At 55.7% G+C, this 23,519-nt stretch carries 25 protein-coding genes and 1 tRNA gene; 12 read left to right on the top strand and 14 right to left on the bottom strand.

The window, feature by feature from the left end; genetic code table 11:
- Window positions 1-11: 11 nt before the first annotated feature.
- Window positions 12-383 carry a hypothetical protein gene (locus tag TH3_RS17675; protein ID WP_007090260.1) on the top strand — a complete coding sequence of 124 codons (372 nt, stop codon included), beginning with the start codon at window positions 12-14 and terminating at the stop codon, window positions 381-383.
- A gap of 201 nt (window positions 384-584) precedes the next feature.
- Window positions 585-1,244 carry a recombinase family protein gene (locus TH3_RS17670; protein WP_007090259.1) on the top strand — a complete coding sequence of 220 codons (660 nt, stop codon included), beginning with the start codon at window positions 585-587 and terminating at the stop codon, window positions 1,242-1,244.
- A gap of 19 nt (window positions 1,245-1,263) precedes the next feature.
- Here TH3_RS17670 and TH3_RS17665 read toward each other — a convergent pair whose 3' ends face one another.
- Window positions 1,264-1,518, bottom strand: a complete 255-nt coding sequence (locus TH3_RS17665) for a hypothetical protein (RefSeq protein ID WP_007090258.1) — start codon at window positions 1,516-1,518, stop codon at window positions 1,264-1,266.
- Here TH3_RS17665 and TH3_RS17660 point away from each other — a divergent pair.
- Together TH3_RS17660 and rnhA are read left to right on the top strand one after the other, a co-directional pair.
- The gene (locus TH3_RS17660) at window positions 1,517-2,239 is read left to right on the top strand and encodes a hypothetical protein (RefSeq protein WP_007090257.1); all 723 of its coding nucleotides are present in this window, start codon (window positions 1,517-1,519) and stop codon (window positions 2,237-2,239) included. The two genes, TH3_RS17665 and TH3_RS17660, sit on opposite strands and share 2 nt — an antisense overlap.
- A gap of 704 nt (window positions 2,240-2,943) precedes the next feature.
- Window positions 2,944-3,420: a ribonuclease HI gene (rnhA, locus tag TH3_RS17655; RefSeq protein ID WP_007090256.1), complete on the top strand. Its 477-nt coding sequence runs from the start codon at window positions 2,944-2,946 to the stop codon at window positions 3,418-3,420.
- A 201-nt stretch (window positions 3,421-3,621) separates the two neighbouring features.
- On the opposite strand, the gene TH3_RS17650 is transcribed toward rnhA, so the two are convergent.
- Together TH3_RS17650 and TH3_RS17645 are read right to left on the bottom strand one after the other, a co-directional pair.
- Window positions 3,622-3,855, bottom strand: coding sequence for a DUF3892 domain-containing protein (locus TH3_RS17650; protein WP_007090255.1), 234 nt, complete (start codon window positions 3,853-3,855; stop codon window positions 3,622-3,624).
- A 125-nt stretch (window positions 3,856-3,980) separates the two neighbouring features.
- The gene (locus TH3_RS17645) at window positions 3,981-4,223 is read right to left on the bottom strand and encodes a hypothetical protein (RefSeq protein WP_007090254.1); all 243 of its coding nucleotides are present in this window, start codon (window positions 4,221-4,223) and stop codon (window positions 3,981-3,983) included.
- On the opposite strand from TH3_RS17645, the gene TH3_RS17640 reads away from it, so the two are divergent.
- From TH3_RS17640 to TH3_RS17635, 3 genes are all read left to right on the top strand, one after another.
- Window positions 4,212-4,616 (top strand): Rha family transcriptional regulator, encoded by a 405-nt coding sequence (locus TH3_RS17640; protein ID WP_082242514.1) that lies wholly within the window; start codon window positions 4,212-4,214, stop codon window positions 4,614-4,616. The genes TH3_RS17645 and TH3_RS17640 overlap by 12 nt on opposite strands.
- A gap of 344 nt (window positions 4,617-4,960) precedes the next feature.
- Window positions 4,961-5,224 (top strand): BRO-N domain-containing protein, encoded by a 264-nt coding sequence (locus TH3_RS23595; RefSeq protein WP_076519554.1) that lies wholly within the window; start codon window positions 4,961-4,963, stop codon window positions 5,222-5,224.
- The gene (locus TH3_RS17635) at window positions 5,175-5,921 is read left to right on the top strand and encodes a hypothetical protein (RefSeq protein WP_076519552.1); all 747 of its coding nucleotides are present in this window, start codon (window positions 5,175-5,177) and stop codon (window positions 5,919-5,921) included. Before TH3_RS23595 ends, TH3_RS17635 begins: the two co-directional genes overlap by 50 nt.
- Window positions 5,922-6,049: 128 nt before the next feature.
- Here TH3_RS17635 and TH3_RS17630 read toward each other — a convergent pair.
- From TH3_RS17630 to TH3_RS17595, 8 genes are all read right to left on the bottom strand, one after another.
- Window positions 6,050-6,124 (bottom strand) — tRNA-Gln (locus TH3_RS17630).
- Between the two features lie 78 nt (window positions 6,125-6,202).
- Complete coding sequence (locus TH3_RS17625) at window positions 6,203-7,129, bottom strand: 4-(cytidine 5'-diphospho)-2-C-methyl-D-erythritol kinase (RefSeq protein WP_007090251.1); 927 nt, start codon at window positions 7,127-7,129, stop codon at window positions 6,203-6,205.
- 21 nt (window positions 7,130-7,150) lie between these two features.
- Window positions 7,151-8,866, bottom strand: a complete 1,716-nt coding sequence (locus tag TH3_RS17620) for a tetratricopeptide repeat protein (protein WP_052268432.1) — start codon at window positions 8,864-8,866, stop codon at window positions 7,151-7,153.
- 217 nt (window positions 8,867-9,083) lie between these two features.
- Window positions 9,084-9,707 carry a DJ-1/PfpI family protein gene (locus TH3_RS17615; protein ID WP_007090249.1) on the bottom strand — a complete coding sequence of 208 codons (624 nt, stop codon included), beginning with the start codon at window positions 9,705-9,707 and terminating at the stop codon, window positions 9,084-9,086.
- 89 nt (window positions 9,708-9,796) lie between these two features.
- Window positions 9,797-10,981 (bottom strand): M20 aminoacylase family protein, encoded by a 1,185-nt coding sequence (locus TH3_RS17610; protein WP_007090248.1) that lies wholly within the window; start codon window positions 10,979-10,981, stop codon window positions 9,797-9,799.
- A 65-nt stretch (window positions 10,982-11,046) separates the two neighbouring features.
- Window positions 11,047-11,535 carry a hypothetical protein gene (locus tag TH3_RS17605; RefSeq protein ID WP_007090247.1) on the bottom strand — a complete coding sequence of 163 codons (489 nt, stop codon included), beginning with the start codon at window positions 11,533-11,535 and terminating at the stop codon, window positions 11,047-11,049.
- A 2-nt stretch (window positions 11,536-11,537) separates the two neighbouring features.
- Window positions 11,538-12,368 carry a DUF3100 domain-containing protein gene (locus TH3_RS17600; protein ID WP_007090246.1) on the bottom strand — a complete coding sequence of 277 codons (831 nt, stop codon included), beginning with the start codon at window positions 12,366-12,368 and terminating at the stop codon, window positions 11,538-11,540.
- Window positions 12,369-12,590: 222 nt separating this feature from the next.
- Entirely contained in the window at window positions 12,591-13,520 is a 930-nt protein-coding gene (locus tag TH3_RS17595; RefSeq protein WP_007090245.1) for a LysR family transcriptional regulator, read from the bottom strand.
- Between the two features lie 245 nt (window positions 13,521-13,765).
- Between TH3_RS17595 and TH3_RS17590 the strand changes: the two genes are divergently transcribed.
- Both TH3_RS17590 and TH3_RS17585 read left to right on the top strand, forming a co-directional pair.
- On the top strand, window positions 13,766-14,665 hold the full coding sequence (locus TH3_RS17590) for an NAD(P)-dependent oxidoreductase (protein WP_040061198.1): 900 nt from the start codon (window positions 13,766-13,768) through the stop codon (window positions 14,663-14,665).
- Entirely contained in the window at window positions 14,662-16,191 is a 1,530-nt protein-coding gene (locus tag TH3_RS17585; RefSeq protein ID WP_007090243.1) for an aldehyde dehydrogenase family protein, read from the top strand. Before TH3_RS17590 ends, TH3_RS17585 begins: the two co-directional genes overlap by 4 nt.
- 59 nt (window positions 16,192-16,250) lie before the next feature.
- On the opposite strand, the gene TH3_RS17580 is transcribed toward TH3_RS17585, so the two are convergent.
- Window positions 16,251-17,888: an electron transfer flavoprotein-ubiquinone oxidoreductase gene (locus TH3_RS17580; protein ID WP_007090242.1), complete on the bottom strand. Its 1,638-nt coding sequence runs from the start codon at window positions 17,886-17,888 to the stop codon at window positions 16,251-16,253.
- 245 nt (window positions 17,889-18,133) lie between these two features.
- Between TH3_RS17580 and TH3_RS17575 the strand changes: the two genes are divergently transcribed.
- The 3 genes from TH3_RS17575 (at window position 18,134) to TH3_RS17565 (ending at window position 21,393) form a co-directional block, all read left to right on the top strand.
- Window positions 18,134-19,027: a uracil-DNA glycosylase gene (locus tag TH3_RS17575; RefSeq protein WP_007090241.1), complete on the top strand. Its 894-nt coding sequence runs from the start codon at window positions 18,134-18,136 to the stop codon at window positions 19,025-19,027.
- Window positions 19,028-19,254: 227 nt separating this feature from the next.
- Complete coding sequence (locus TH3_RS17570; RefSeq protein ID WP_007090240.1) at window positions 19,255-21,111, top strand: lytic transglycosylase domain-containing protein; 1,857 nt, start codon at window positions 19,255-19,257, stop codon at window positions 21,109-21,111.
- A 9-nt stretch (window positions 21,112-21,120) separates the two neighbouring features.
- Window positions 21,121-21,393: a hypothetical protein gene (locus TH3_RS17565; RefSeq protein ID WP_007090239.1), complete on the top strand. Its 273-nt coding sequence runs from the start codon at window positions 21,121-21,123 to the stop codon at window positions 21,391-21,393.
- Between the two features lie 94 nt (window positions 21,394-21,487).
- Here the strand turns inward: TH3_RS17565 and rbsK are convergent, their stop codons facing one another.
- Window positions 21,488-22,414, bottom strand: a complete 927-nt coding sequence (gene rbsK / locus TH3_RS17560) for a ribokinase (protein ID WP_007090238.1) — start codon at window positions 22,412-22,414, stop codon at window positions 21,488-21,490.
- A 15-nt stretch (window positions 22,415-22,429) separates the two neighbouring features.
- A complete protein-coding gene (locus tag TH3_RS17555) occupies window positions 22,430-23,515 on the bottom strand; it encodes an aldose 1-epimerase family protein (protein WP_007090237.1) in 1,086 nt (361 codons plus the stop codon).
- Window positions 23,516-23,519 lie beyond the last annotated feature (4 nt).

The following is a 23,519-nucleotide window of genomic DNA, read 5'->3' as shown; positions in this document are numbered from 1 at the left end:
GAGGAAAAATCATGCGTTTCACCATTGGTCACAGCTTCGAAGTCGAACGCGGTTTCATTCGCTTGCCTTACTTTGGGTCTCTCTATTGGGAGCCTTCTAAATATGCACAATGGAACAAACTTGAAACTGAACGGCATGACCGGGAGGTTGAGGGTGTTTGGGGGCGTTGGCGCTTTATCAATAACACCGCAGCCAAGATTAGTCCGATTGTCGAAGCATTAGGTAAGGACATCTGGCCGTGCCCTCACACCGGGAAGACAGCTTCATCTCTCGCCGCGATACTTGAAGCGATCTTTGGTCACAAGAAGCCGTTCATTAAGTGGGAATTTGAGGTCATGCGGGGGGCTTTTGGGGTCAAAAATCTGAATGGGCATACGCTATGACCGAAGCAGTAACTTCCCCCCGTGGGGGCTGATGTCATTTCGTTCTCGTATGCTGTGGCTATAACGCAAAGGGGAGGGGTGGGTAGTTGGAGTGCCTTCATTCTTACCGGAAAGTTCCGTTGTAACACTCACAACGTTCGTTGACATTTGTAACATCCTGTCTTATGTGCCTGTAACAAGGTAGTGAAGCAGGTGGGGACCATGCAGCAATATGTGATCTACAAGCGTGTGAGTACAGCAGATCAAGGGCGGAGTGGATTGGGGCTGGAAGCGCAAACGAGAGATATTACCCTCTATCTGGATACGTTCAGCCCTGAGCCTTTCGAAGTGATCGGGGAGTATCTTGATGTGCAATCAGGTAAGGATGATGACCGCCCGGAGTTACTCAAGGCTATTGAACATGCCAAGACTGCCAAGGCCACACTGCTTGTTGCGAAGCTTGACCGACTAAGCCGCAAGGTGTCGTTCATCTCGCAACTCATGGAAGACAAGCGGTTAGACTTCCGCGTTGCGGCAATGCCGACCGCCACACCATTCCAGCTACATATCTATGCCGCACTGGCCGAACAGGAGCGTGAGTTTATCTCTCAGCGTACCAAGGCTGCACTCAAAGAGGCTAAGCGGAGAGGGGTTAAGCTTGGTGGTCTCCGGGACAGCACCATGAAGCGGAATGACGTGCTTAAGGCTCAAGCGCAACAGCGAGCTGGTAAGCTGGAGAATATCGTGGTTCCAATGCGGGAGAGGGGGGATAGTATGCGAGCAATAGCTTCCGCGCTTAACTCAGCAGGGATTGCAACGCCAAGAGGCGGCAAGTGGCAGGCACCGCAAGTCAAAAGGCTTTTGGATCGAGTTGCGAAATAAAAGCCTTTTGTTGCTAAGCTTAGGCGATAGGGTTCTGTTGGTTTCTGTCTCTTGTGTCCCACAAGTCGATAAGCCGAAATGCCGCATCTAGTGATGCAACTTTGGCAAGTACGCTGATCCCCTTTACTTCGGGTCGATCTATCGCCTCAAATAGAAAGTACCCATCAAACCCCAAGTGTTCTGCGCCTGAATTTACAATCGTTTTGCGCGACAGGGTTGCAATGTGTATATTCGAGCCATCTGATAAAGTTGTGCTGGCGAGGATATCATCCATGGCTGCTGCTCCGAGGGTTAACAACGCTCCACGCCTATCTGCAAATGAACTTGCAAACTACATGATGGCGACTGATCAGGGGAGACTAGGAATTCTTAAGCGAGCCAAGTTCCCGTCTACATCCACAGTGATCCGCTATAAAGATGTGCGCAGCGTAATAAACAAGTTTTTATCAGACCGCACTAGAAATCTTGATCTTCTACTTAATGCTGAACAAATGTTTGAGCAACGAATGGAAGACCCGGCTGTTAGCTCATTGATGCAAGATGATGCATCAAATTCTATCGAAGTTCTTAAAAGCATTGCGAGGATGTCAAATAAGCTTTCTGCATACGATTTCCATCCATCGCCAAAGAACCAATCACACCTTGTAATTTCTAATGTACGAGTTTCAGTTTACGCCGACTTGATTGTCGAAGGATTAATCAAGGGGGTTAAACAGCGGGGCGCAGCTATCTTACGAATGACTCAGGATAACTCCGAGACTGAAGCTGCAAAATCGAAACGCCGTGAAATGGGAATGTTTGCCGCGACCATTTTGCGAATGCACGTAGATCAAAACTTAAGCGGTGATAATTTGGTCTCGAACAAGTTTTGCATGTCGATTGATATACAGTGTGGTGAGGTTTTTTCTGCACCACCACAAAACGCTACACGCCAGAAAAACATCGAGGCTGTGTGCCAGATGATAGCCAGCTATTGGCCTTCGATTACGAGATAGAAGGGTTATTAGGTTGCACCTTTGAGGGAGGTGGTATTTATATACCACATCAATCTATTATCATCTGTTCGCTTGTTCTAGCTGGCGGGATGACCAAGCTTAAAGTCAACACATGGCTCGCCAGAAGCCCGCACAGAGGCCTTCTGGGAAAACGGCACCCATTCAACCAAGAAACCCAAATCCTCTCCATCGCCCGAAAATCGGCTTTAAGCGATATGTGATTAGGTTGCACCTAAGAGAAGGGGAAACTCTGCTCAGGTGTGACGGCGGGCGACACTCAGTCAACAACGAGTTTCGTGTCAGTCACCTCCTTACTGTTTAGCCTTCTCGGCATGAGCCACCTCTCCCCTGAAAAGGGCAATGTGCAAAGCGTGAACCGGGCATAGGACTTATCGAGAAGTGGTGACGCTCGATAGGGTCCGGGCACCTGAAAGGGGTCAGTAAGACGGGTGACTTAAGGTGTTTAAACAGGCTCAATCTAGTCAACATACTGTTGTTGTCTTTAAGTATGGCCGTGCTCCGCTCATAGCCAGCTTCAAGCCTGCTTAAGGTCTGCTTCAAGTCCTCTCAAGGTCTCTTTGAGTGGTCTTGTCTCTCCCTGTTTCCTGTCCTTTCCAATCAACCACACAGCTATGAACCCATGCTTCAAAGTATGGGGTCTTTTTTCATGAGTTAATGAACTTCCCTGTACAAGGTACTGACCAATGACCAAAATTGAATTGTTTGCCGATGGCGCTTGCCTCGGAAACCCCGGCCCCGGTGGGTGGGCTTATTTGCTACGGAAGCCCGGTAAAGAGAGGCTCAGGGCCGGTAAAGACCGCCATACGACCAATAACCGGATGGAGCTAACTGCCGTTATCAAAGGACTGGAAGCGCTCAAGTCGCCTCGTGTCGTTCATGTAGTAACCGATAGTCGCTATGTGGTCGATGGGATGACCAGTTGGATCATCAAATGGAAAGCCCAGGACTGGTCTTTGAACAAATCAGGGAGCAAGCCGGTCAAGAATGCTGAGCTATGGCAAAAGCTGGATCAGCTTTGTCAGAAGCATGAGGTCACTTGGGAATGGACCAAGGGACACGCAGGGCACCCCGAGAATGAACGGGTAGATCAGGAAGCCAGCAGGCAGGCGGGGATTGCTGCTGAGGCTCCTCGTAAGGGAACTGATCAGGCTAATTGTTGAATTGGCGTTTAACAGACCTGATCAGTAACCCGTAACGAGGCCAAGGGTTGGCTTCAAGCTAACCTTTGGTCCCTCCGAATATCTCATAACGAGGCTAGGGGGACAAGGTTGCTAACGGTATGTTTTGTTATTGTCGGAAAATAGGTGGAGGGTAGAGCCGCACCCAAATTGTCTAGGTGCGGCTCCGAGATTTATCTCTGGTTACTTATCGCCAGCCATATCATCAAGATTGTTGTAGTTCCGACCATCAGGATTAGTCCTGAGGTGGTCTTTGCGTCCATCAGTTGGATGCACGACATGCGTGTTTTCGATCTCTCCACGTTCTGCCATCGGAATTGCCCGTTCTACGCTTGTAAAACGAGTGTTTCCCTCGAAACGAACATGGGTGATATCGCCATCCTCATCAGCACGGGCGTCTGCAATACGTTTAGTCATCGGTCTTAATCCTTACACTGAATGGTAGGGGCCGCTTGACCAGAGATACCAAATTGGTACAAACTGTACTTGTAAGCTTGATATCGCCCCATAGCGGCTCCAGAAATTGGACTGATATGGGAGATTTAAGTAAAGCCCGTGACCTGCAAGTCATGGGCTTTTTCTTGGTCAAACGTATAGTCGCGTTCTTCTTTTGTTTTGTCAACGACGAGTGACCCAAAAAACGGCGGAAAACCGAGAAAGTTTTGTTGATTTTTTTCCCATTTCGCCCTATAACCCGCCCACTTTCCGAGCGCTTTTCGACCTTTGGAAACATTGCGGTAATATTTCCGTATAGGCATCATTGAAGCTTTCCAGTGACGGGTCATTTGCTCCTTCCGGGGCACCACCAAAAGCACTCCACGACCAACACAGCACCTATCGTCACCCTCAAAGACAACCAAGCGTTCGCCAATAGCCGGGACGTGGCGGAGTTCTTTGGGAAGCGCCATGACAATGTGCTTTACGATGTTGAAAAGCTCGTGATGCAAGTGAGGCGTCCTGAAATCTCAGGAGACCTCCGCATGTTCTTCCCAAAGCCGTATGTTAACCCGCAGAACAAACAGACGTATCGCTCTTGGGATATGACCAAGGATGGCTTCACGCTGCTGGTCATGGGGTACACCGGCAAGAAAACCATGCAGTTCAAGCTCCGGTATATCGAGGAGTTCAACCGCATGGAGGCGAAACTTAAGGAGCAAGCGAACGCTTGGTTGGTTTAAATTTTAATATTATCCTTTAAATATTCTATAAGATTTCTTTATTTTTTTTAGTAATTCATAAGGTGAAATTTTCTCATTAAGATCATATTTTGCCTGCGTTCTTGGGTTTTTGCTTTTAACTGTATTCACGTTCTCTATAGCTACTCTCATAAATATATCTCCTTAAAAGTTTTTACTTATCATATTAGGTAAAAATGATCAATAGTGTTTTTATTTGTTGGTTCTGATTTTAAATTCTCTTTTCAAGTTATCGTTCCCCAAAAAGAACCGCTAATACACTGACCACCTTCACCTTCCAGACCAGCCCAACCAAAGGTCCGAACCACAAGCATGACATCCGGGTTGTGACGATTGATGGTGCCCCTTGGTTTGTGGCTGCGGATTGCCGCGACGTGTTGGGTCTTTCCCATTACGGCGGGATGTATGATCACCTTGACGATGCCGAAAAACAATTGTGCGGTCGAGCCTCACTTAACCTCGGGAGGGGCCGCGCAGTTTGGCTCATTTCCGAAAGTGGCCTCTATAAGTTGGTCATGCGGTCAGACAAATCGCAGGCTAATGCTGGAGAACAACGCGGCCAATATCCCGTACATCCAGAAACAGCGTGAACGTGCTGAGAAGGATCAACAGGACGCGGACGCAAGAGACCTGAAGTTTGCTGAAAGCCTCTCAGCGGTGCTTCTGGAGCCGGGGAAGGACCATGAGCCGCTTCTGGCGGAACTTGCGAATGACCCGAACTATGCGCCACTGGTCTCCCCATTGCGATCTGCGTGGTCTCAGCGGATGAATGCACAGGCCGACGTGAACATGACCCCGGAACTTGTAGCCGCTGCCGGTCAGCTTGAAGTGGACATCATCCGTGGCGATGCGACGGTTCAGGATGTTCTGGAGGCGGTTAAGAGCAAAAGCATTGATGCGTCTACTATGGGACGCTTGATCGCCAGATGGGGCTCGCAGTACCGCTATAAGTCTCAAATAGAAACTAGCGGAGCACGTATCAAAGAGACGGCGGATGAAGGGGAGGTTTTCTTGAGCCGCATTCTTTCTAAGTCAGATGGTATGGGGCAGGAAACCAACGGTGCGTTAGTGGTTCAAGCAATCATGCACTATCAGGAGGAAATGTCAGAGTTCCTTACCGAAAGCCCCGAAGTGTCATTGGCAGTGATACGGCGCAGGCGTAACGAGATCATCAAGGAACTTACGGATGATCCTGTTTATCGGGCTGATATGAACCTTAACGGACGGCCTTCAATTACTTTACCCGGACAGCAGGCTCTTACGAACATGCCGGATTGGGTAAAGTAGCTCGAAGACAAAGGGTATTTGATGGCTGCAAGCCGCCCCAGCAGTACAACAAATGTGTACCACCAACGTGTACTACCCCGCGCTATGGCAGGGTAGTAACTCGTTGATTTTACTGGAAAAATCACATTTGGCTGGGGCGGTAGGATTCGAACCTACGGTACACGATACCAAAAACCGATGCCTTACCACTTGGCCACGCCCCATCAGCGTGTGTGGCGCGGAAAATAGCGTTCCCCGCGCCGGAGTGCAACCCTCTATTTGAACCTTTTTTTGCCGGGGATTTAGGCCGGGAAGGATGCGCCGATTTGCGCGCGTGCGCGATCCTGCATTGTTTGAATTCCGGTGGCCTGTACCCACCAGTCGGGCTGGCTTTCGGCGATGGCATTGGCGGCACGTTCTGCCTGATCGCTGGTGTCATAAATCGCAAAGCAGGTCGCCCCGCTGCCTGACATGCGGGCCAGCAGACAGCCGTCTTCGCGGGCCAGCGCATTTAGCACGTCACAGATTTCGGGCAATATGCCCGATGCCGGAAGGGTCAGGTCGTTGCGGCAGTCCTGAAGGGCCGCGGCAAGCGATGCCCCGCTGTTAAACTTTGCCGTGCGATCCCACAGGTTTTCGTCGGTAAAAGCGGCATCGCGCGCAGCAAAGATTTCAGGCGTTGAAACCGCCTTGCCCGGATTGACCAGCACCAGTGACAGGCTGGGCAATTCCGGCAGGTCAATCAGCTTTTCCCCGATCCCCTGCATCAAAACGGTTTTGCCATGCAAACACACCGGCACATCGGCCCCGAGCTTAAGGGCGAGTTTTTCAAGGGCGTCGGTCGGGATATCAAGCTGCCAGACCCGGCAGAGCACGCGAAGGGCGGCGGCGGCATCTGCCGATCCGCCGCCGATGCCCGATGCCACCGGCAGGTTTTTTTCAAGTGTGAGGTCGGCACCCTGTGATACCGCACCCTCCGCCCGAAGCAGGCGGGCGGCGCGCAGGATCAGGTTGTCTTCGATATTGCCGGTGGCAAGGTCGCCCGCCATCGGGCCGGTGATCGAAAGGGTGAGTTCAGCATCATCGCGCGCGGTTGCGGTAATCACATCGCCGCAATCGGCAAAGCAGACGAGGCTATCAAGCAGGTGATAGCCATCGTCGCGTTTGCCGGTGACATGCAGGAACAGGTTCAGCTTGGCCGAGGCCGGTTCGGTATGGGTCGAAGACATATGCCCGATATCCCCGATCAATCAGTTTGCGGCAACCGCACCAACAAGGGGTGTTTTGCCTTCGAGCTTGGCCTGAACATCGGCGCGCAGTTCTTCGGTCGGGTTGAAGGAAAGGGCGCGGTGCCACTGGAAACGGGCTTCGTGGAAGCGGCCGGTCTGCCAATAGGCATCGCCCAGATGATCATTGATGGTCGGATCATCGGGTTTGAGTTCAACCGCCTTTTCAAGCTGTTCGACGGCGTCGTCATAACGGCCGAGCTTGTAATAGACCCAGCCAAGGCTATCGATGATGTAACCGTCGTCAGGTTGCAGTTCGACCGCGCGTTTGAGCATGTCTTCGGCCTGATCGAAGTTTTTGCCCATATCGACCCAGCTATAGCCAAGATAGTTCATGACATAGGGCTGATCTGGTTCAAGTTCGAGCGCCTTGAGGAAATCGGCCTCGGCCTTTTGCCAGTTTCCGGCGCGTTCATAGGCAATGCCGCGACGATAGAGCAGACGCCAGCCGACAGCATCGGCCCCGCCCAGACGTTCAATCGCCCGGTCATAGGCATTGGCCGCACCGGCGAAGTCCTGATCAAAGCGGAGGATATCGCCAAGCTGGATCAGGGCATCGGGACGGTCGCTGCGTTCATTGACCATGGTTTCGAGCAGGGCAATCGCATCGTCGGTCTTGCCAAGCTGTTCATAGCTTGAGGCGGCGCGCAGGCGCGCGTTCCAGCTATGCGGGGATTCGATGGGGATCGATTGATAGACAATGATCGCCGCGTCAAAGCGTTTCTGGATTTCCATGATTTCGCCGACCAGAAGGCGGGTTATGTCATCACCGGGGCGCAGCGACAGCGAAAAGCGCGCCATGAGCAGGGCCGGATCAACCGCGTTTTCCTGGCTGAGCAGGGTCGCGATATCAAGATATGCCTCCGCCAGACCCGATGCCGGGGTCACAACCGTGCTGGTTGGTGGTTCGCCCTTTGCCAGACGGTCAAGGTGATAGGGCATCGCCAGCGACTGCGGATGGCGATCCATATAGCTTTCATACAAAAGCGATGCCTTTTGCGTCTGGCCTTTGCGTTCGTAGACCGACCCCAGTGCTTCGGCCGCGCGGAGCGGCGCATCGGCCGGATCGCCATAGGCGCTGGCAAGGGCGACTTCGGCGGCGTTCAGGTCATTGAAATAGGCAAGGATCAGGCCACGATGATATTCCGACAGCGGATTAAGCGACCCGTTGCCCTGCAATTCGTTAAGGGCAGTCATGGCGTTTTGCGGCTGATCAAGGCCGGTATAAAGCCATGCCTTGGCGAGCGGCACAATCAGCGATGTGATCCCGCGTTGCGGCAGGGTTGATACGGTATCAAGGGCGGCCTGATAATCCTGATCGCGGATTTCGGCATCCATGACGGCCATCACGGCAAACAGGTCTTCGGGGTTTTCATCGACCAGTATGCGGGCAATCGGTTCGGCGTCCGCAATGCGGCCTTCGGCGATCAGGGCCAGAAAGGCGCGGCGGCGCAGATCATCGTTGCCCGGGTCGATTTCATGGGCGCGCAGCAGATAGCGCGAAGCATAATCCGTGCGGTTTTCGATCTGGGCGGCCTTGCCGGCAAGGAAGTTGCCAGAGAAGCTGTTGCTTTGCGGATAATCGAACTCGGCACGGTCGGCGCGCTGCGACATGGTGCCACAGGCCGAAAGGGCAAGAGCCGTCATCGGAATGACGATGTTTAACAGATGGCGTTTCAAAAACTTGTCCTGCGTCTGCAATTCGCAACCGGCCGCATTTTTTGCCTTCAATGCGGGCCACTAACTTTTGTTGAGCTAACCCTAACTAGTCGGCAAATATAAGGCAAAACATTTGCCATTTCGCGCAACCGGTCATGAGCCAGCATACGTGATTGTACGATGACTTCCCACAGGTGGTTGCGCAAAGCCAGAAACGTTCTCGTGATGGGTCCTGAGCCTAGCAGTAAAGCGGGCGTTTGGCCGGAACATCAAGCTGCGGCACGATGATGTCGCGCGCCTGTTTGGTGAATTGAGATTTCTGGCCGACCGGGGCGACATATTCCAGGATCGACATTGCCCTGTCGGTGCCAAGCGCACGCGCCAGAACCCATCCCGCCAGATATTGCGACGACAGGCAGCCGCCACTGGTGACGATATTGCCCTGCGCGACCAGCGGGCGGTCTTCAAGGACCGTGTCGGTGCGCGCCAGAAGGGACCGGGTTTTGGTATCCGTCGTGATGGTTGCGGGCAGAAGGCCCAGTTTATGCAGGAACAGCACACCCGAACATTGCGCACCGATCATCTGGCGTGACGGATCAAGGTTGATCTGTGCCATCAGGTCGGGATCATTGATATGATCGCGGGTGTGGATGCCACTGCCAAACAGGACGACGTCGGCGGTGGCGGTGAAGGATAACGGTTCCTGTACCCTGACTTCGATCCCGTTCATCGAGGTCACGGACTGGCCCGCGCCGGTAATGACGGCACGAAGGCCATTGCCCTTGGCCCGGTTCAGGATCGAGAGCGCGACAAAACTGTCGAGTTCGTTAAAACCATCAAGCGTTACAATCGCGATTTCCATCACACATCCATCGCCAGTCAAAAAAGGGCGGCTATTGAACGCGCAGATTGGGGCTTAGACAAGGAAAATGCGATATTTCCGTCAGAAAATCATGCGGAAAGGCATTCTTCGACCAGTGATATCCAGTAACTGATGCCGTATGGGATGGCAGCGTCATTGAAATCATAGGCGGCGTTATGCAAAAGGCAGTTGCCATCGGTCGGGCCGTTGCCAAGCCAGACATAGCTTCCGGGTTTGGCATTGAGCATGAACGCGAAATCCTCGCTCGCCATGGAGGGTTCGGGGTTCTGGTCGATCTGATCGGCGCCGACGACGCGTGAGGCCGCGGCAAAGGCGATGCCGGTTTCGGCTTCGCTGTTGATCGTGGCCGGGTAGCGGCGCTGATACATAACGCGCGCGGTGCAATCAAAGGCCCGCGCGGTGGCATCGGCAACGGTTTTAAGCCGTTCTTCGACCAGATCCTGAATGTCGGGCGCGAAGGTGCGGACCGTACCGCGGATGGTGGCGGTGTCGGGGATGACATTCCATGTGTCGCCCGCGAAAATCTGGGTCGGCGAGATCACCGCACTTTGCAGCGGATTGACATTGCGCGCGGTAATGGTTTGCAGGGCCAGCAGTACCTGACCGGCAGCGGTAATCGGATCGCGGCCCAGATGGGGCATGGCGGCATGGCAGCCCCGGCCATCCACAATGATTTCAAAAATATCGTAGCTGGCCATCATCGGGCCTGGCTTCATCGCCATGGTGCCGACATCGCGGCCGGGCCAGTTATGCATGCCGTAAACCGCATCGGCCGGGTGGCTGTCAAACAGGCCTTCTTCGACCATTTCACGCCCGCCGCCTTCGTTTTCTTCGGCGGGCTGAAAGATGAAATCGACCGTGCCGGCGAAATCGGGATTTTCGGCGAGGATTTTGGCAGCCCCCAGCAGCATGGTCATATGGCCATCATGGCCACAGGCATGCATTTTGCCCGGATGTTTCGAGGCATAGGGCAGATTGGTGGTTTCGTGGATATCAAGCGCATCCATGTCGGCGCGAAGGCCGATGCGTTTACCTGAACCCTTTTTGCCGTGAAGGGTGGCGACCACGCCGGTTCTGGCAATGCCGGTTTTGACATCGAGCCCGAAGGATTGAAGCTTTTGCGCGATAAAGGCGCTGGTCAGCTTTTCCTCGAACGCGGTTTCGGGATGGGCATGCAGATGGTGTCGCCATTGGGTGAATTCATCAACGAGTTCGGTGGCGCGAGGATGAAGGGAGGATTGGGTGACAGTCATCTGCATACTCTGTTGCGTGTCATAAAGAACGGGGGCGTGATGGCCCCCGTTTATATGGTGTTGGATCAGACGCCTTGCAGGCGGAGGATCAGTTCGGCAACCAGCACCGACCCGGCATAGGTGCCAAGGAAGACAAGGCAGGCAACCAGTGCCAGTTTCCAGCCGGAATGCTTGGCGACTTCGATTTCCTTTTTGGCAATCGCAAAACCGGCATAGGCAAGGGCCGGGGTGGCAAGGGCCAGGAAATTGACCGATTTGGCCTGTGCGACGATCCATTCCGACCCCGGGGTCCAGGGCAGGGTTGCAAGAATACCGACCAGCGAAATCCATGCGACACTTGGCAGGTAAAACGGTGCAAAGCGGGTCAGAAGCAGGCCGACCATGGTGATCAGATAAATCACCACCATGCCGACAAAGCCATCGGCAAGCGGGATGGCCGGGCCGACCGTATTCATCACCAGCCCGACAAGGCAGACGATGACAAGAGTGACGGCGTGATCTGTCAGATCAATGTTCGGACGGGTACGTTCCATTGCAATTGCGTTCTCGGACATGATCAGGCCTCCTTCTTGTTTGTGGTGGCGATGTCGTTTTTGCCAGCCGTCGCGTTATAGAGTTTTTCAACAATCGGAAGGGCGATGAACAGGCCGGCATACAGCCCGGTCGCATAGGTCAGCAGGTTGCTGGCCCCGGCAAGGGCAAGGATTTCGTCCTTCATGGATGGGATGACTTCGGTCAGCGCGCCGGTGCAGGCCGCCATCATCGAGCCACTGCCGATGCCACATGCCATGGCAAGGGCGCGCGGATCAAAGATATCCGCACTGGCGAAAAGGGACGCCAGAATGGCAAAGATGAAGGTGCCAAACAGGGTGCCGATCACGTAAACGCCCATCACACCCGTGCCCTCGGGGCTTTTGAGGGTATAGCGGTCGGCGATGATCGCAAGGTTGGGTTCACGTGCAATCGAGAAGGTCGCACCAATCGCCTCGCGGCCCATTTTCAGGCCCCAGACCGCCAGCGGGAAGGCCAGAACGATGGTGCCAAGGTTGCCCAGTTCCTGCAACAGAAGGGCCGGACCGGCATCGATGATGGTATTGATTGCCGGGCCGATCGTGGTGCCGAATTTCGCAATAAACGGCATGATCGCAATCACGATCAGCGGCGATGCGGCCTTGACTTCCTTCTGGCGGATGAATTTCCCGAATTTCGGCATGATATTGGGGTTCATCAATGCCGCCATGACGAAGGCGTAAAGCAGCGGCAGCAGCAAAATCGCGCCGATGCCAAATGGAATTTTCTGAATGCCGATCAGTTCGGCGATGGCGCCGAGTACGATAACGGCGAGGTGGAGCCGCCAGAGCTCCAATTGTCCCCGAAGCGCGTTCATTTCCCAGTCTCCTTGACGTGGCGTGTTCGACGCAACCATGGCCACGGTCAAAAAAGGCCAGAACTGTTGCATCATCCCTGCGGTATCCCGGCATTGGCATATTTCACAATTCTGCCATTTTTGGCGCCGGGGATTTTGTCCGACAATGAAAACTCGACCGGGGTGGAGCAAGTGCCATTTTGGGATGCTTGTGTTGCCAGAACGGCAACAGGTGCCTTGATGCTATGCGTGTTCTTCGGGATACCAGGCGGAGCCGAAGGCTTCCATCCGGTCGCGGATCATGCCGGTAACCGCCCGAACAGCGGCGGTTTTCGGGCGTCCCTTGCGCACCAGAAGATGGGATGGAACACGGGCGAGAAAAGGGTCGGTCATCGGGATCGCAACCACCTCGCCCCTGCGTAATTGTCGCGATACGGCAAAGGCCGGAAGAAAGGTGATGCCGCCGCCTGACAGCACGAAATGCACCGCGACATTGATCGAATCGGCGGTCAGGAACGCATCGCGGGCCAGCCGGTTGCCCTGATCGACATTGGCCAGAAGTTTGGCAACGCCAAAATGCGGGTTAAGCAAGGCCGCCGGGTAATTCAGCGTATCGGAAAGCGTGCAGCTTTCCTTTTTCGCCAGATCAAATCCCGGCGGGACAAGGGCGCAAAGCGGTGCGTGATCCTCGGCCAGCAATTCCAGATCGGGATTGCGCGGCGGGTTGAATACAAGCCCCATATCGTAATCATCGCGCAGGATGCCGTGGGTGATTTTTTCGGTGCCCGCGACATCGATTTCAAGGCGGATATCAGGGAATTCATCGCGAAGCGGGCGGACAACGTGATTGACCAGATCAACCACAAAGCCCTCGCCCGTCGCAATGCGGACGGTTCCGGCAATGGCACCGCGCGCAGCCGCCAGATCGACCGAAAAGGCTTCGTCCATTTCAAAGCGGCGTCTGGCATGGGCGGCAACCATATGGCCCGATTCCGTAAAGATGATGCCGCGTTTGGTGCGTTCCATCAGAAGCGTTTCAAGATGGGCTTCGAGGGCGGCGATCTGGCGGCTGATCGCGGATGGGGCGATGCGCAGATTTTCGGCCGCGGTGCGGATGGATCCGGCCTCGAACACGGCAAGGAAATAACGCAGCGGCTTGTCGTCGATCTTCATGATGTTACTGCATGACAATGGTGGTCGATGTTTCGGGCGGTGTGCCTGATCACCTAATCAGACCACATGTGTTGCTGTTTCGGCAACAACATGTTCCGGCAATTGATCTTGAGTTCGCCGGGTATCCACCGGAAAGTTCGGGGGCAAAATCAAAAAATCACATCGGACCGCATCGGTGCCGTGACGGGAAGGCGCGTGCCTTGACCGGCTGTGCCCGGCTGTCTGAAAGCAAAGAGGCAAATATCGTGAGTAATCCAGAAACCGGCACCACTGGTGTCGTTGGTCTTGGCAATATGGGGTTGGGCATGGCGCGCACCCTGTTGCGGGATGGTTTTTCGGTCATCGGGTTTGATGTTTCGATGGAATGCCAGGCCAAGGCCGCCGCATCGGGGGTGACGATTGTCGCCGGACTGTCCGAATTGTTTGAGGCGTGCCCGACGATCATCCTGTCATTGCCGACGGCAAACCATGTGCGCAAGGTTCTTGGCGGTGATGAGGGCCTTGGCGGACGCGATATCGATCCGCGATTGGTGATTGATACCACCACGTCCGAGCCCGATGTGACCCGCGAACTTGATGCGGTGCTGCGCATGCAGGGGCATATCCTGATTGATGCCCCGGTCAGTGGCGGCCCGGCCGGTGCCAATAGCGGCAATCTGACCATGATGGTTGGCGGCGGGGATGCCGATGTGGCGCGTGCGATGCCGGTTCTGAATTCACTGGGCGGGAAGATTACCCATGTCGGGCCGGTGGGGGCGGGTCATGCTGTCAAGATCGTTAACAACATGCTGGTGGCAAGTCACCTTCTGACCATGAGCGAGGCGGTGCGGCTTGGCAATGCGGCGGGGGTAACCACCGAAAACCTGATCGCGGCCCTGAATGCCGGATCGGGCCGCAGTGCGATCAGCGAGGTCAATTATCCGAAATGGGTGATGAACGGGGCCTTTGACAGCGGCTTTACCATGGGATTGATGCGAAAGGATGTGCGCCTTGCCATGGCGTTGGCCAAGGACAAGAAGGTTGCGATGCCGGTTTCGGAACTGGCGGGGCAGATCTGGGCGGCGAGCGAGGAACTGCTGTCTGACAATGCCGATTTCAACCGTATCACCGAATGCGACCCGACCCATGCAGGAGCCAAATCATGAGCAGCGATAGCAAACTGATGGCGCGTGACTATCACAAGGCCATGGCGCCGTTTTTTGGCAGCGATGAGATCGGAAGCTGGGTCAATGGGGCGATGATGCCCGGACGTGGCGATATGTTCGACCTGATTGATCCGGCGACCGGCAAGGCGTTTGTGACGCTTAAGGATGCTGGGGCGGAGGTTGTCGATGCGGCAATGAAGGCGGCCAGTGCCGGGCAGAAAGTCTGGTGGGGCATGACGGCGGCCGAACGTGGCCGCATCCTTTGGCGGATCGGGCAGCAGGTGCGTGATCACCTTGATCAGTTGGCGTTGCTGGAAACCGTGAGCGCGGGCAAGCCGATCCGCGATACAAAGGTCGAGGTGCTTAAAGTTGCCGAGATGTTTGAATATTACGCCGGTTGGGCCGACAAGTTGCATGGTGATGTGATCCCGGTGCCGACCAGCCATCTGAACTATACCCGGCCCGAGCCGTATGGCGTGGTGACACAGATTACGCCGTGGAACGCGCCGATCTTTACCGCCGGATGGCAGTTGGCCCCGGCCCTTTGCACCGGCAATGCGGCGGTTCTGAAACCATCGGAAATGACGCCGTTGACCTCGTTGGCCCTTGGGGTTCTGTCGAAAAAGGCCGGATTGCCCGATGGGGTGATTACGGTTCTGACCGGGCTTGGCACCACGACCGGGGTTGCGGCGACCACCCATGACGTGACACGCAAGGTGGTGTTTGTCGGATCGCCGCGCACCGGGGCGATTATTGCCGCACAGGCGGCCCAGAATATCGTGCCCTGCGTGCTGGAGCTTGGCGGCAAGTCGGCCAATATCGTGTTTGGCGATGCCGACCTTAAACGGGCGGTGCTGGGCGCACAGGCCGCAATATTCAGCGGGGCGGGGCAAAGCTGTGTCGCGGGATCGCGGTTGCTGGTGCAGCGTAATGTGGTTGACCGTTTCCTTGATATGCTGGTCGATGGGGCCAATCGCATTCCGGTCGGCGATCCGATGGATAGCGCAACCCAGATCGGCCCGATCAACAATGACGCGCAATATCAGACGGTGCGCCGGTTGGTGGCAGCAGGCCAGAAAGAAGGCGCGGAACTGCTGGCCGGGGGCGTTCGCCCGGATGGGTATGAGGAGGGTTATTTCCTGCGTCCGACGGTGTTGGGCAATGTGCGCAATGAGATGGCGATTGCGCGCGAGGAAATCTTTGGCCCGGTGGTTTCCGTCATCCCGTTTGACGATGAGGCCGAGGCGGTTGCGATTGCCAATGACAGCAAATTTGGTCTGGCCGGGGCGGTGTGGACGCAATCGGTGGACCGGGCGCACCGGGTGGCGGCGAATGTCCGGGCCGGGACGTTCTGGATCAACAGTTACAAGACGATCAATGTCATGTCGCCGTTTGGCGGATTTGGTGCCAGTGGCTATGGAAGGTCGAGCGGCAAGGAAGGCTTGATGGAATATATGCAGCCCAAAAGTGTCTGGACCGAAACGGCGGCCAATCCGCCCGCCGCATTTGGTTATGCCCCGGAATAGGGTGCATATCGATCATCGACATTACGAAAAAGGGCCGCACGACGCGGCCCTTTTGACGATTACATATTGGGATAGTTCGGGCCACCGCCCCCTTCGGGTACTACCCAGACGATGTTCTGGGTCGGGTCCTTGATGTCACACGTCTTGCAATGCACGCAGTTCTGCGCGTTGATTTGCAGGCGTTTGCCGCCTTTGTCCTCGTCCGCGACAAATTCGTAAACGCCAGCCGGGCAGAAGCGGGCTTCGGGCCCGTCATAGACCGCAAGATTGACGTTCACCGGCACGCTGGCATCCTTGAGCATCAGATGGATCGGCTGATCTTCTTCGTGGTTGGTGTTTGACAGGAACACCGAAGACAGCTTGTCGAAGCTGACCACGCCATCCGGTTTCGGATAGTCGATTTTCGGCATGTCGGCCGCCGGTTTCAGGCAGGCATGGTCCGCATGGTTCTTGAAGGTCCAGGGGGCCTTGCCGCCCAACAGATAGGTATCGACCGCACTATAGGCCATGCCGCCCCAGAAGCCCCATTTGGCGAAGCTTGGGCGGATGTTGCGGACCTTGTGCAGTTCGGGATAGACCCAGCTGTTTTTAAGCTTTTCCGGGTAGCTTTCCATCGAGGCGGGTGGTGTTTCGGCAGTTAGCGCCTCGAACGCGGCTTCGGCGGCGAGCATGCCGGTCTTCATCGCGGTGTGCGAACCCTTGATTTTCGGCACATTCATGAAACCGGCCGAACAGCCGATCAGACAGCCACCGGGGAAGACCAGATCGGGGATCGATTGAAAACCGCCTTCGTTCAGCGCACGCGCACCGTATGAAATGCGGCGGCCCTTTTCGAAAATCTTGCGGACTTTCGGATGGGTTTTGAACCGCTGGAATTCGTCAAACGGGCTGAGATGCGGGTTTTCGTAATCAAGCCCGATCACGAAGCCGACCACGACCTGATTGTTATCAAGGTGATACAGGAACGACCCGCCATAGGTGTTTTTATCGAGCGGCCAGCCGGTGGTGTGGGTGATTTTGCCTTCTTCGTGAACTTCGGGATCAACTTCCCACAGTTCCTTGATCCCGATGCCATAGGTTTGCGGATCGGAATTTTTGCGAAGATCGAATTTTTTGATCAGCTGTTCGGAAAGCGATCCACGGCAGCCTTCGGCAAAGAAGGTGTATTTCGCATGCAGTTCCATGCCCGGTTCGTGGTTCGGGCCGGGCGTGCCATCGCGCTGGATGCCCATATCGCCGGTCGCGATCCCCTTGACCGAGCCGTCTTCGTTAAACAGGACTTCGGCGGCGGCAAAGCCGGGATAAACTTCGATCCCCATGGCTTCGGCCTGTTCGCCCATCCAGCGGCACACATTGCCGAGGCTGACGATATAGTTGCCCTTGTTATGCATTTGCGGCGGGGTGGGGAGCTTGATACCGCCGGTTTCGCTCAGCATCAGGAACTCGTCCTTGCCAGCGGGGACATTCAGCGGTGCGCCGCGTTCTTTCCAGTCGGGGAAAAGTTCGTTCATCGAACGCGGTTCCATCACCGCACCCGAAAGCGTATGCGCGCCGACCTCGGAACCTTTTTCCACCACACAGACGGTGATTTCTTTTTCATGTTCCTGGGCGAGTTGCATCAGTCGAATGGCAGCCGACAGACCGGATACACCGGCACCGACGACAACCACGTCAAATTCCATGGATTCGCGTTCCATATGGCCTCTCTCCTTTGGCTGCCGACCGTTTCGGACTGTTTTCGTCCGTATGGGTCACAAGCCGGTATTCACCGATCAGAGTCTCGCCCAAGCCCTGATTTCTCACATTCATTGTTTAATCGGTATAGGTGTACCGATTTGAGTCACGTTTGTATATGGTGCAAGTGATCCAAAATCGTTAAAGTCGATTGAAATCCATGCGCCATTCCAAAGAGTGCGCCGCAACATACACCGTTCCTGTGTAGATGAGCAAACCAATTACAGATTTTGATGTAAATAACCTGGACCCGCTGCAGGCATTGATCTGGCAGTTTGAAATGGGCGCGGACGAGGCAATCGCCGACGAGCCGCTGGACCGTTTCAAGGCATCCGAAAGCCTGAGCCGACAGGCAGCAGGCCAGCCCGGCCGTGCTTCATTGCCGCCCAATGGTGGCGCGGCCGCCCGCCCGGCGATGCCACGGCCCGCCGGTGGTGCAACCCCGATGACCCCACCGCCGCCAATGGCACCGGGGGCGGGGTTCCTGTTATCCGATACGCCACACGAAGCCCGGCAATCGGCCCGTGATCTTGCCGCGGCGGCAACAAATCTGGCCGATCTTAAGGAAGCGGTCGAAAAGTTCGAGGGCTGCGCGCTTAAGAAATCGGCCAGCAATACCGTCTTTGGCGTGGGGAACCCCGAAGCACGTTTGGTGCTGGTCGGTGAGGCACCAGGTGCTGAAGAGGATCGGCAGGGCGAACCCTTTGTCGGACCGAGCGGCAAGTTGCTCGATGCGATGTTGCGATCCATCGGCTTTGCGCGCGAGGAAGTCTATATCACCAATATCCTGCCGTGGCGTCCGCCGGGAAACCGGCAGCCGACCACCGCCGAAATCGCGGTGTGCGAACCATTTGTCCGCCGTCATCTTGAACTGATCGGGCCAAAGGTTGTTATCTGCCTTGGCGGCAGTGCGGCCAAGACCCTGATGGAAGAAGACCGCGGCATCACCCGGTTGCGGGGCACGTGGAAAGAAATTCCGCTGGGGGCTGCCAGTGTTGCCGATGTGACGGCGATGTTCCACCCGGCCTATCTGCTTCGGACACCGGAACAGAAACGGATGGCGTGGCGCGATTTGCGGGCCGTGGCGCAGAAATTGTCGTAAATTACCTTACGAAACGCACGATGCATGGCCGATATGCAGCGGGCAGGCAATGTGCGGCCACCCCCGCCAAGTGGTTGATTTCGGAGAAATCATTTCGCGGCACCGGCTTTTGCTGGTATATATCTCTGCCAAATGCGGGGGGACACCGCACTCTACAGGTTGCGACGAGAAACTGCTTCGGGATACAAACACGGCTTTGCCGGAGTCTCGTAGGGGAAAGACTGGTTTTGATCGAAGCACTACAAACAAGCCTGCCGCGTGCCATATCGGCATTTCGGCGCACCGTTTTCATTACCGCACTGGGTGCCATTGCATTGGCGCTGCCTGTAACCGACGCCCAGGCGACCAAGGAACAGGCCGCCCTTAGTGCGCCTGCGGCCAGTGATGATGCGGGATCGGTCAAAACACCGACTGTGCTGTCCAAGCGTGATGCGGAACTTTATGAACAGATTTTTGCCGTGCAGGAGCAGGGCCGCTGGAAAGATGCGGACAACCTGATTTCGCGTCTGTCCGATGACCTGCTGATGGGGCATGTCCAAGCACAGCGCTATCTGCATCCGACGGCGTATCGGTCGCGCTACAAGGAACTCAAGGATTGGCTGGCACTTTATGCTGATCTGCCCGAAGCGCCGACCATCTACAAACTGGCGTTGCAGCGCCGTGGCAATGCCACCTATCCGAAAAAGCCGGTGGGCGGGTATGTCAACGGTGCCGGATATGATTACGAAGACATCCGTCCTTATCACCATAAATCGACCAAAAGCCTTTCATCGGCACAGCGTTCGCGCGCTTCGGTTCTGAAACGCCGCATTCGCCAGCGGATCGGCGGCGGTTGGCCGACAGGCGCGCTTGAGGTGCTTGAGGCACTGGAAACCAAGCGTTTGTTTGATGCCTATGAGCAGGACGAAGCGCGGACGTCGATTGCATCGGGATATTATTATTTCGGCAAGCCGGATCTGGCTTTGCGCCATGCCGCCGAAGCCGCAAAGCGGTCGGGCAAATATCTGCCGCAGGCGCATTGGACGGCGGGCCTGACGGCGTGGCGGCTGGGCAAGATGGATCAGGCGCATGACCATTTTGTGGCCCTGACCAAGAACGACTATGCGTCAAGCTGGACGCGGTCGGCCGGGGCGTTCTGGGCGGCACGTATTGATCTGGCCGCCGGGCGTTTTGTTGAAGCGGACAAATTGTTGCAGATGGCCGCGGAATATCCGCGGTCGTTTTATGGGCTTCTGGCGTTGCGGTCGCTTGGCCGGGATGACGTGTTTGACTGGGACAGTCTGGCGCTTGATGAAAATCGTGCCAACAAGCTGAAGCTTGATCCGCATGGCCGTCGTGCCCTTGCCCTGATCCAGATCGACAGGCGTGAAGAGGCCGAACAGGAATTGCGCAAGGCCGCAGCCAGCGACGATGCCAAACTGCGCCGTGCGGCCCTGGCGCTTGCCGATAGTGCGAATTTTGCGTCGCTGACCATGCGTCTGGGCGGTTATATCGCGCAGAAAACCGGCGAGGTCATCGTCAATGCGCTTTATCCGATTCCGCCTTGGGCACCGGAAGGCGGTTATGAAGTCGACCGGGCGCTGATTTATGCGTTGATGCGTCAGGAATCCGGCTTCAATGCCGAGGCGCGGAGCCACGCCGGGGCGCGTGGTTTGATGCAGCTGATGCCCGCAACCGCAAGCTATATCGGCAATACCCGTTATCGCGGTGAAAAGCGTGCAGAACTTTACGAGCCGGAAGTCAACCTGTCGCTGGGGCAGAAATATGTCGATCATCTTCTGGGGCAGAACGGGGTCGATAACGGCTTCTTGCAGTTGATGGCGGCTTATAATGGCGGGATCGGCAATCTGGGGCGCTGGCAGAAGGCGCTGAAGGATAACGAAGATCCGCTTTATTTCATCGAAAGCATTCCGTCGCGTGAAACGCGCCTGTTTATCGAGCGTGTGATGGCGAACCTTTGGATGTATCGTTCGCGTCTGGGGCAGGACAGCCCGTCGCTTGATCGTCTTGCTGCGGGGAAGTGGCCGGTTTACCAATCGCAGGACCTTGGTGCTGGTGATGACGGCCTGACCGCCGAACGCTGACCGGGATTGATGACCGCAGACAATAATCGCAATGGTGAACCGGCATCTGATCGTCGTGATCAGGGAACGGTTCTCGACCGGATGCAGATGCCACCGATGAGTGGCGATGAGGCGCTTCGCCGGTTTCACAAGGAACGCGAAGCAGGCGGCCATAAATCACAGAGCGATGAAACCACGGAACTTGCCAAACTGCATCCGGTGATGCGATTTGTGGCGGTCGCGGGAACTTTCATTCTTATTGTCGCGGCTTTGCTGGGTGTGCTGTATCTGATTGGTTCCTAGGGGACGGTGCAATCTGTGCCGTGTCGTCGGACCACATAAAAAACGGGCGCAGTCTCCTGCACCCGTTTTTTTGTTGTCCGAAGATCAGACCTGATTACAGCGATTGGCAGAACTTTTCGAAATCCTGCACGGTTGCATATGATTTCTGGGTACCCGGACGGGTGATGCTGTCAGCCGCATACCGCACGGCCATTTCAAGGGCGGCTTTGACGTCACGGTTTTCGGCATAGTAGCGCGCAAAGCTGCCGATAAAGGCATCGCCAGCACCGGTCGTATCAACCGGTTTGACCGATACCGGATCAATATGAACCGCCGCATCGTTCCCATTGATCAGAAGCGCGCCATCGCCGCCCAGTGTCACAATTACGGTTTTGACACCACGTGCGATCAGGCTTCTTGCGGCGGCTTCGGCATCGGCCAGTGAATTCACGGCCATACCCGAAATCGTCGCAAGTTCCGTCTGGTTCGGGACGAGGAATGTGGCCTTTTCGATTTTGGTGCTGTCGAGGTCAGCCGGGGCCGGGGCCGGATTAACCAGCGTTTCAATGCCATGTTCGGCACCAAAGGCGACGGTGTGATACACCGTTTCCAGCGGAATTTCGAGCTGCATCAAAATCAGGTCGCATTCCTTGAGCGCATCGGCAGCACGGTCGACATCAGCCGGGGACAGCTGTGCATTGGCCCCTTTGACAATCAGGATGCAGTTTTCGCCTGACGGTTCGACAAAGATCGGGGCGACGCCGCTTGAGGTGCCCGGTACCCGTTCGACAAAGCGGGTATCAATGCCCGATGTTTCGAAATTGCGGATGGTGTTATCAGCAAAGATATCGTCGCCGACCTTGGTGACCATCATGACATCGGCGCCAAGACGTGCCGCCGCGATGGCCTGATTGGCACCCTTGCCGCCACATCCCATTTCGAAACGTGGTGCTTCGATGGTTTCGCCGGGCAACGGCATACGATCCGTATAGGTGATCAGATCGACCATGTTGCTTCCGACAATGGCAATTTTGCCTGCCATATTCATTCTCCTGATTTACAGCGAACGGATCGCCTGTTCGGCCGTGTCACTTTCGGCCTGCGTCATATAGCCCAGCCTTACCGAGAAATTCCGGCTTTCGCCAGATCGCAGGGAAATGACATGTCCCTTGGCTTTTTCGGCGTTGAAGCCTTCGGGTTCGCAGGTGGATGGCAGGGCAAAGGCCGCGACCTTCTGATCCTGATTTGCCAGTATCCAGCGGACCGTTTTGGGAAAATCATTGGTGTTATAGGCAATGTGGAAGCCATCGCCTTCGACCCGGCGCATCATGCAGGCGGTGTTGCCATGCGCATCGGTTTTGGCGTTGCGGATGTAAAACACCTGTTCGGGATCATAGCGATGCGGTTCGTCGAGGGTTTCCATCGCCGCCGGATTTTGCGCCAGCGTTTCAAGAAACGCATCGTAATCCGGGTTGCGCGGCACATGTGCCGGGACTTCGGTGCGAACGATGGTGTCGGTGGGAGTGAAACCGGCGGGCTGGATGATTTGTGCGCCGTCACAGAACGCGAAATTGACGTGGCACATATACATCAGGTCCATTGCCGCACCCGACAGGTTTTCGACATTCATCTGAATATCGAAAAGCGTCGCATCCGGGCGCAGAACCACACGGGGCCGCGCCATGTAATGCGCACCGAAGCCCATGACATATTCGCGGGTGCCACTGATCGCCATAAAGGCACCGTCGTCGTCATGGCCAAATTCAATGGCGGCACTGTCCATTTCGGCACAGGGCATTTCACCATGCAGCGGATGGGTATCGGTCGGACCGGGGCAGCCATTGGTCAGCAGCCCCGAATGGAACGCAAAACAGCCATAGGTTTCGACAATGACGTTGGCCGGGCGCGGCATGCTGAACATGTTTTCCATGGTCAGATCCACGCCATCAAACACCGCATCCCAGATCATCTGCCCCATGAAGGGCAGAATGACCAGATAGCCGCGTTCGTTTTTCAGCCGGACTGCTTCGATGCCGGTTTCATAGCGAAACAGGCTGGCCGACATGCCACCGTGCGATGCGATGACATGTTCGGCGTCGCCGAAGAAGGTTTTGCGCAGGTTAACCTTGGTTGACGCAGTCATGAAG

Source organism: Thalassospira xiamenensis M-5 = DSM 17429 (genome assembly GCF_000300235.2).
Classification (GTDB): Bacteria; Pseudomonadota; Alphaproteobacteria; order Rhodospirillales; family Thalassospiraceae; genus Thalassospira; species Thalassospira xiamenensis.
This window is presented reverse-complemented; position numbering and strand designations above follow the sequence as displayed.

What these genes read in the sequence shown, in the direction of transcription:
- TH3_RS17675 (WP_007090260.1), top strand. Translation starts at nt 12, where the DNA reads ATGCGTTTCACCATTGGTCACAGCTTCGAAGTCGAACGCGGTTTCATT.
- TH3_RS17670 (WP_007090259.1), top strand. Translation starts at nt 585, where the DNA reads ATGCAGCAATATGTGATCTACAAGCGTGTGAGTACAGCAGATCAAGGG.
- TH3_RS17660 (WP_007090257.1), top strand. Translation starts at nt 1,517, where the DNA reads ATGGCTGCTGCTCCGAGGGTTAACAACGCTCCACGCCTATCTGCAAAT.
- TH3_RS17665 (WP_007090258.1), bottom strand. Translation starts at nt 1,518, where the DNA reads ATGGATGATATCCTCGCCAGCACAACTTTATCAGATGGCTCGAATATA.
- rnhA (WP_007090256.1), top strand. Translation starts at nt 2,944, where the DNA reads ATGACCAAAATTGAATTGTTTGCCGATGGCGCTTGCCTCGGAAACCCC.
- TH3_RS17650 (WP_007090255.1), bottom strand. Translation starts at nt 3,855, where the DNA reads ATGACTAAACGTATTGCAGACGCCCGTGCTGATGAGGATGGCGATATC.
- TH3_RS17645 (WP_007090254.1), bottom strand. Translation starts at nt 4,223, where the DNA reads ATGACCCGTCACTGGAAAGCTTCAATGATGCCTATACGGAAATATTAC.
- TH3_RS17635 (WP_076519552.1), top strand. Translation starts at nt 5,175, where the DNA reads ATGCTGGAGAACAACGCGGCCAATATCCCGTACATCCAGAAACAGCGT.
- TH3_RS17625 (WP_007090251.1), bottom strand. Translation starts at nt 7,129, where the DNA reads ATGTCTTCGACCCATACCGAACCGGCCTCGGCCAAGCTGAACCTGTTC.
- TH3_RS17615 (WP_007090249.1), bottom strand. Translation starts at nt 9,707, where the DNA reads ATGGAAATCGCGATTGTAACGCTTGATGGTTTTAACGAACTCGACAGT.
- TH3_RS17610 (WP_007090248.1), bottom strand. Translation starts at nt 10,981, where the DNA reads ATGACTGTCACCCAATCCTCCCTTCATCCTCGCGCCACCGAACTCGTT.
- TH3_RS17605 (WP_007090247.1), bottom strand. Translation starts at nt 11,535, where the DNA reads ATGTCCGAGAACGCAATTGCAATGGAACGTACCCGTCCGAACATTGAT.
- TH3_RS17600 (WP_007090246.1), bottom strand. Translation starts at nt 12,368, where the DNA reads ATGAACGCGCTTCGGGGACAATTGGAGCTCTGGCGGCTCCACCTCGCC.
- TH3_RS17595 (WP_007090245.1), bottom strand. Translation starts at nt 13,520, where the DNA reads ATGAAGATCGACGACAAGCCGCTGCGTTATTTCCTTGCCGTGTTCGAG.
- TH3_RS17585 (WP_007090243.1), top strand. Translation starts at nt 14,662, where the DNA reads ATGAGCAGCGATAGCAAACTGATGGCGCGTGACTATCACAAGGCCATG.
- TH3_RS17580 (WP_007090242.1), bottom strand. Translation starts at nt 17,888, where the DNA reads ATGGAACGCGAATCCATGGAATTTGACGTGGTTGTCGTCGGTGCCGGT.
- TH3_RS17575 (WP_007090241.1), top strand. Translation starts at nt 18,134, where the DNA reads ATGAGCAAACCAATTACAGATTTTGATGTAAATAACCTGGACCCGCTG.
- TH3_RS17565 (WP_007090239.1), top strand. Translation starts at nt 21,121, where the DNA reads ATGACCGCAGACAATAATCGCAATGGTGAACCGGCATCTGATCGTCGT.
- rbsK (WP_007090238.1), bottom strand. Translation starts at nt 22,414, where the DNA reads ATGGCAGGCAAAATTGCCATTGTCGGAAGCAACATGGTCGATCTGATC.
- TH3_RS17555 (WP_007090237.1), bottom strand. Translation starts at nt 23,515, where the DNA reads ATGACTGCGTCAACCAAGGTTAACCTGCGCAAAACCTTCTTCGGCGAC.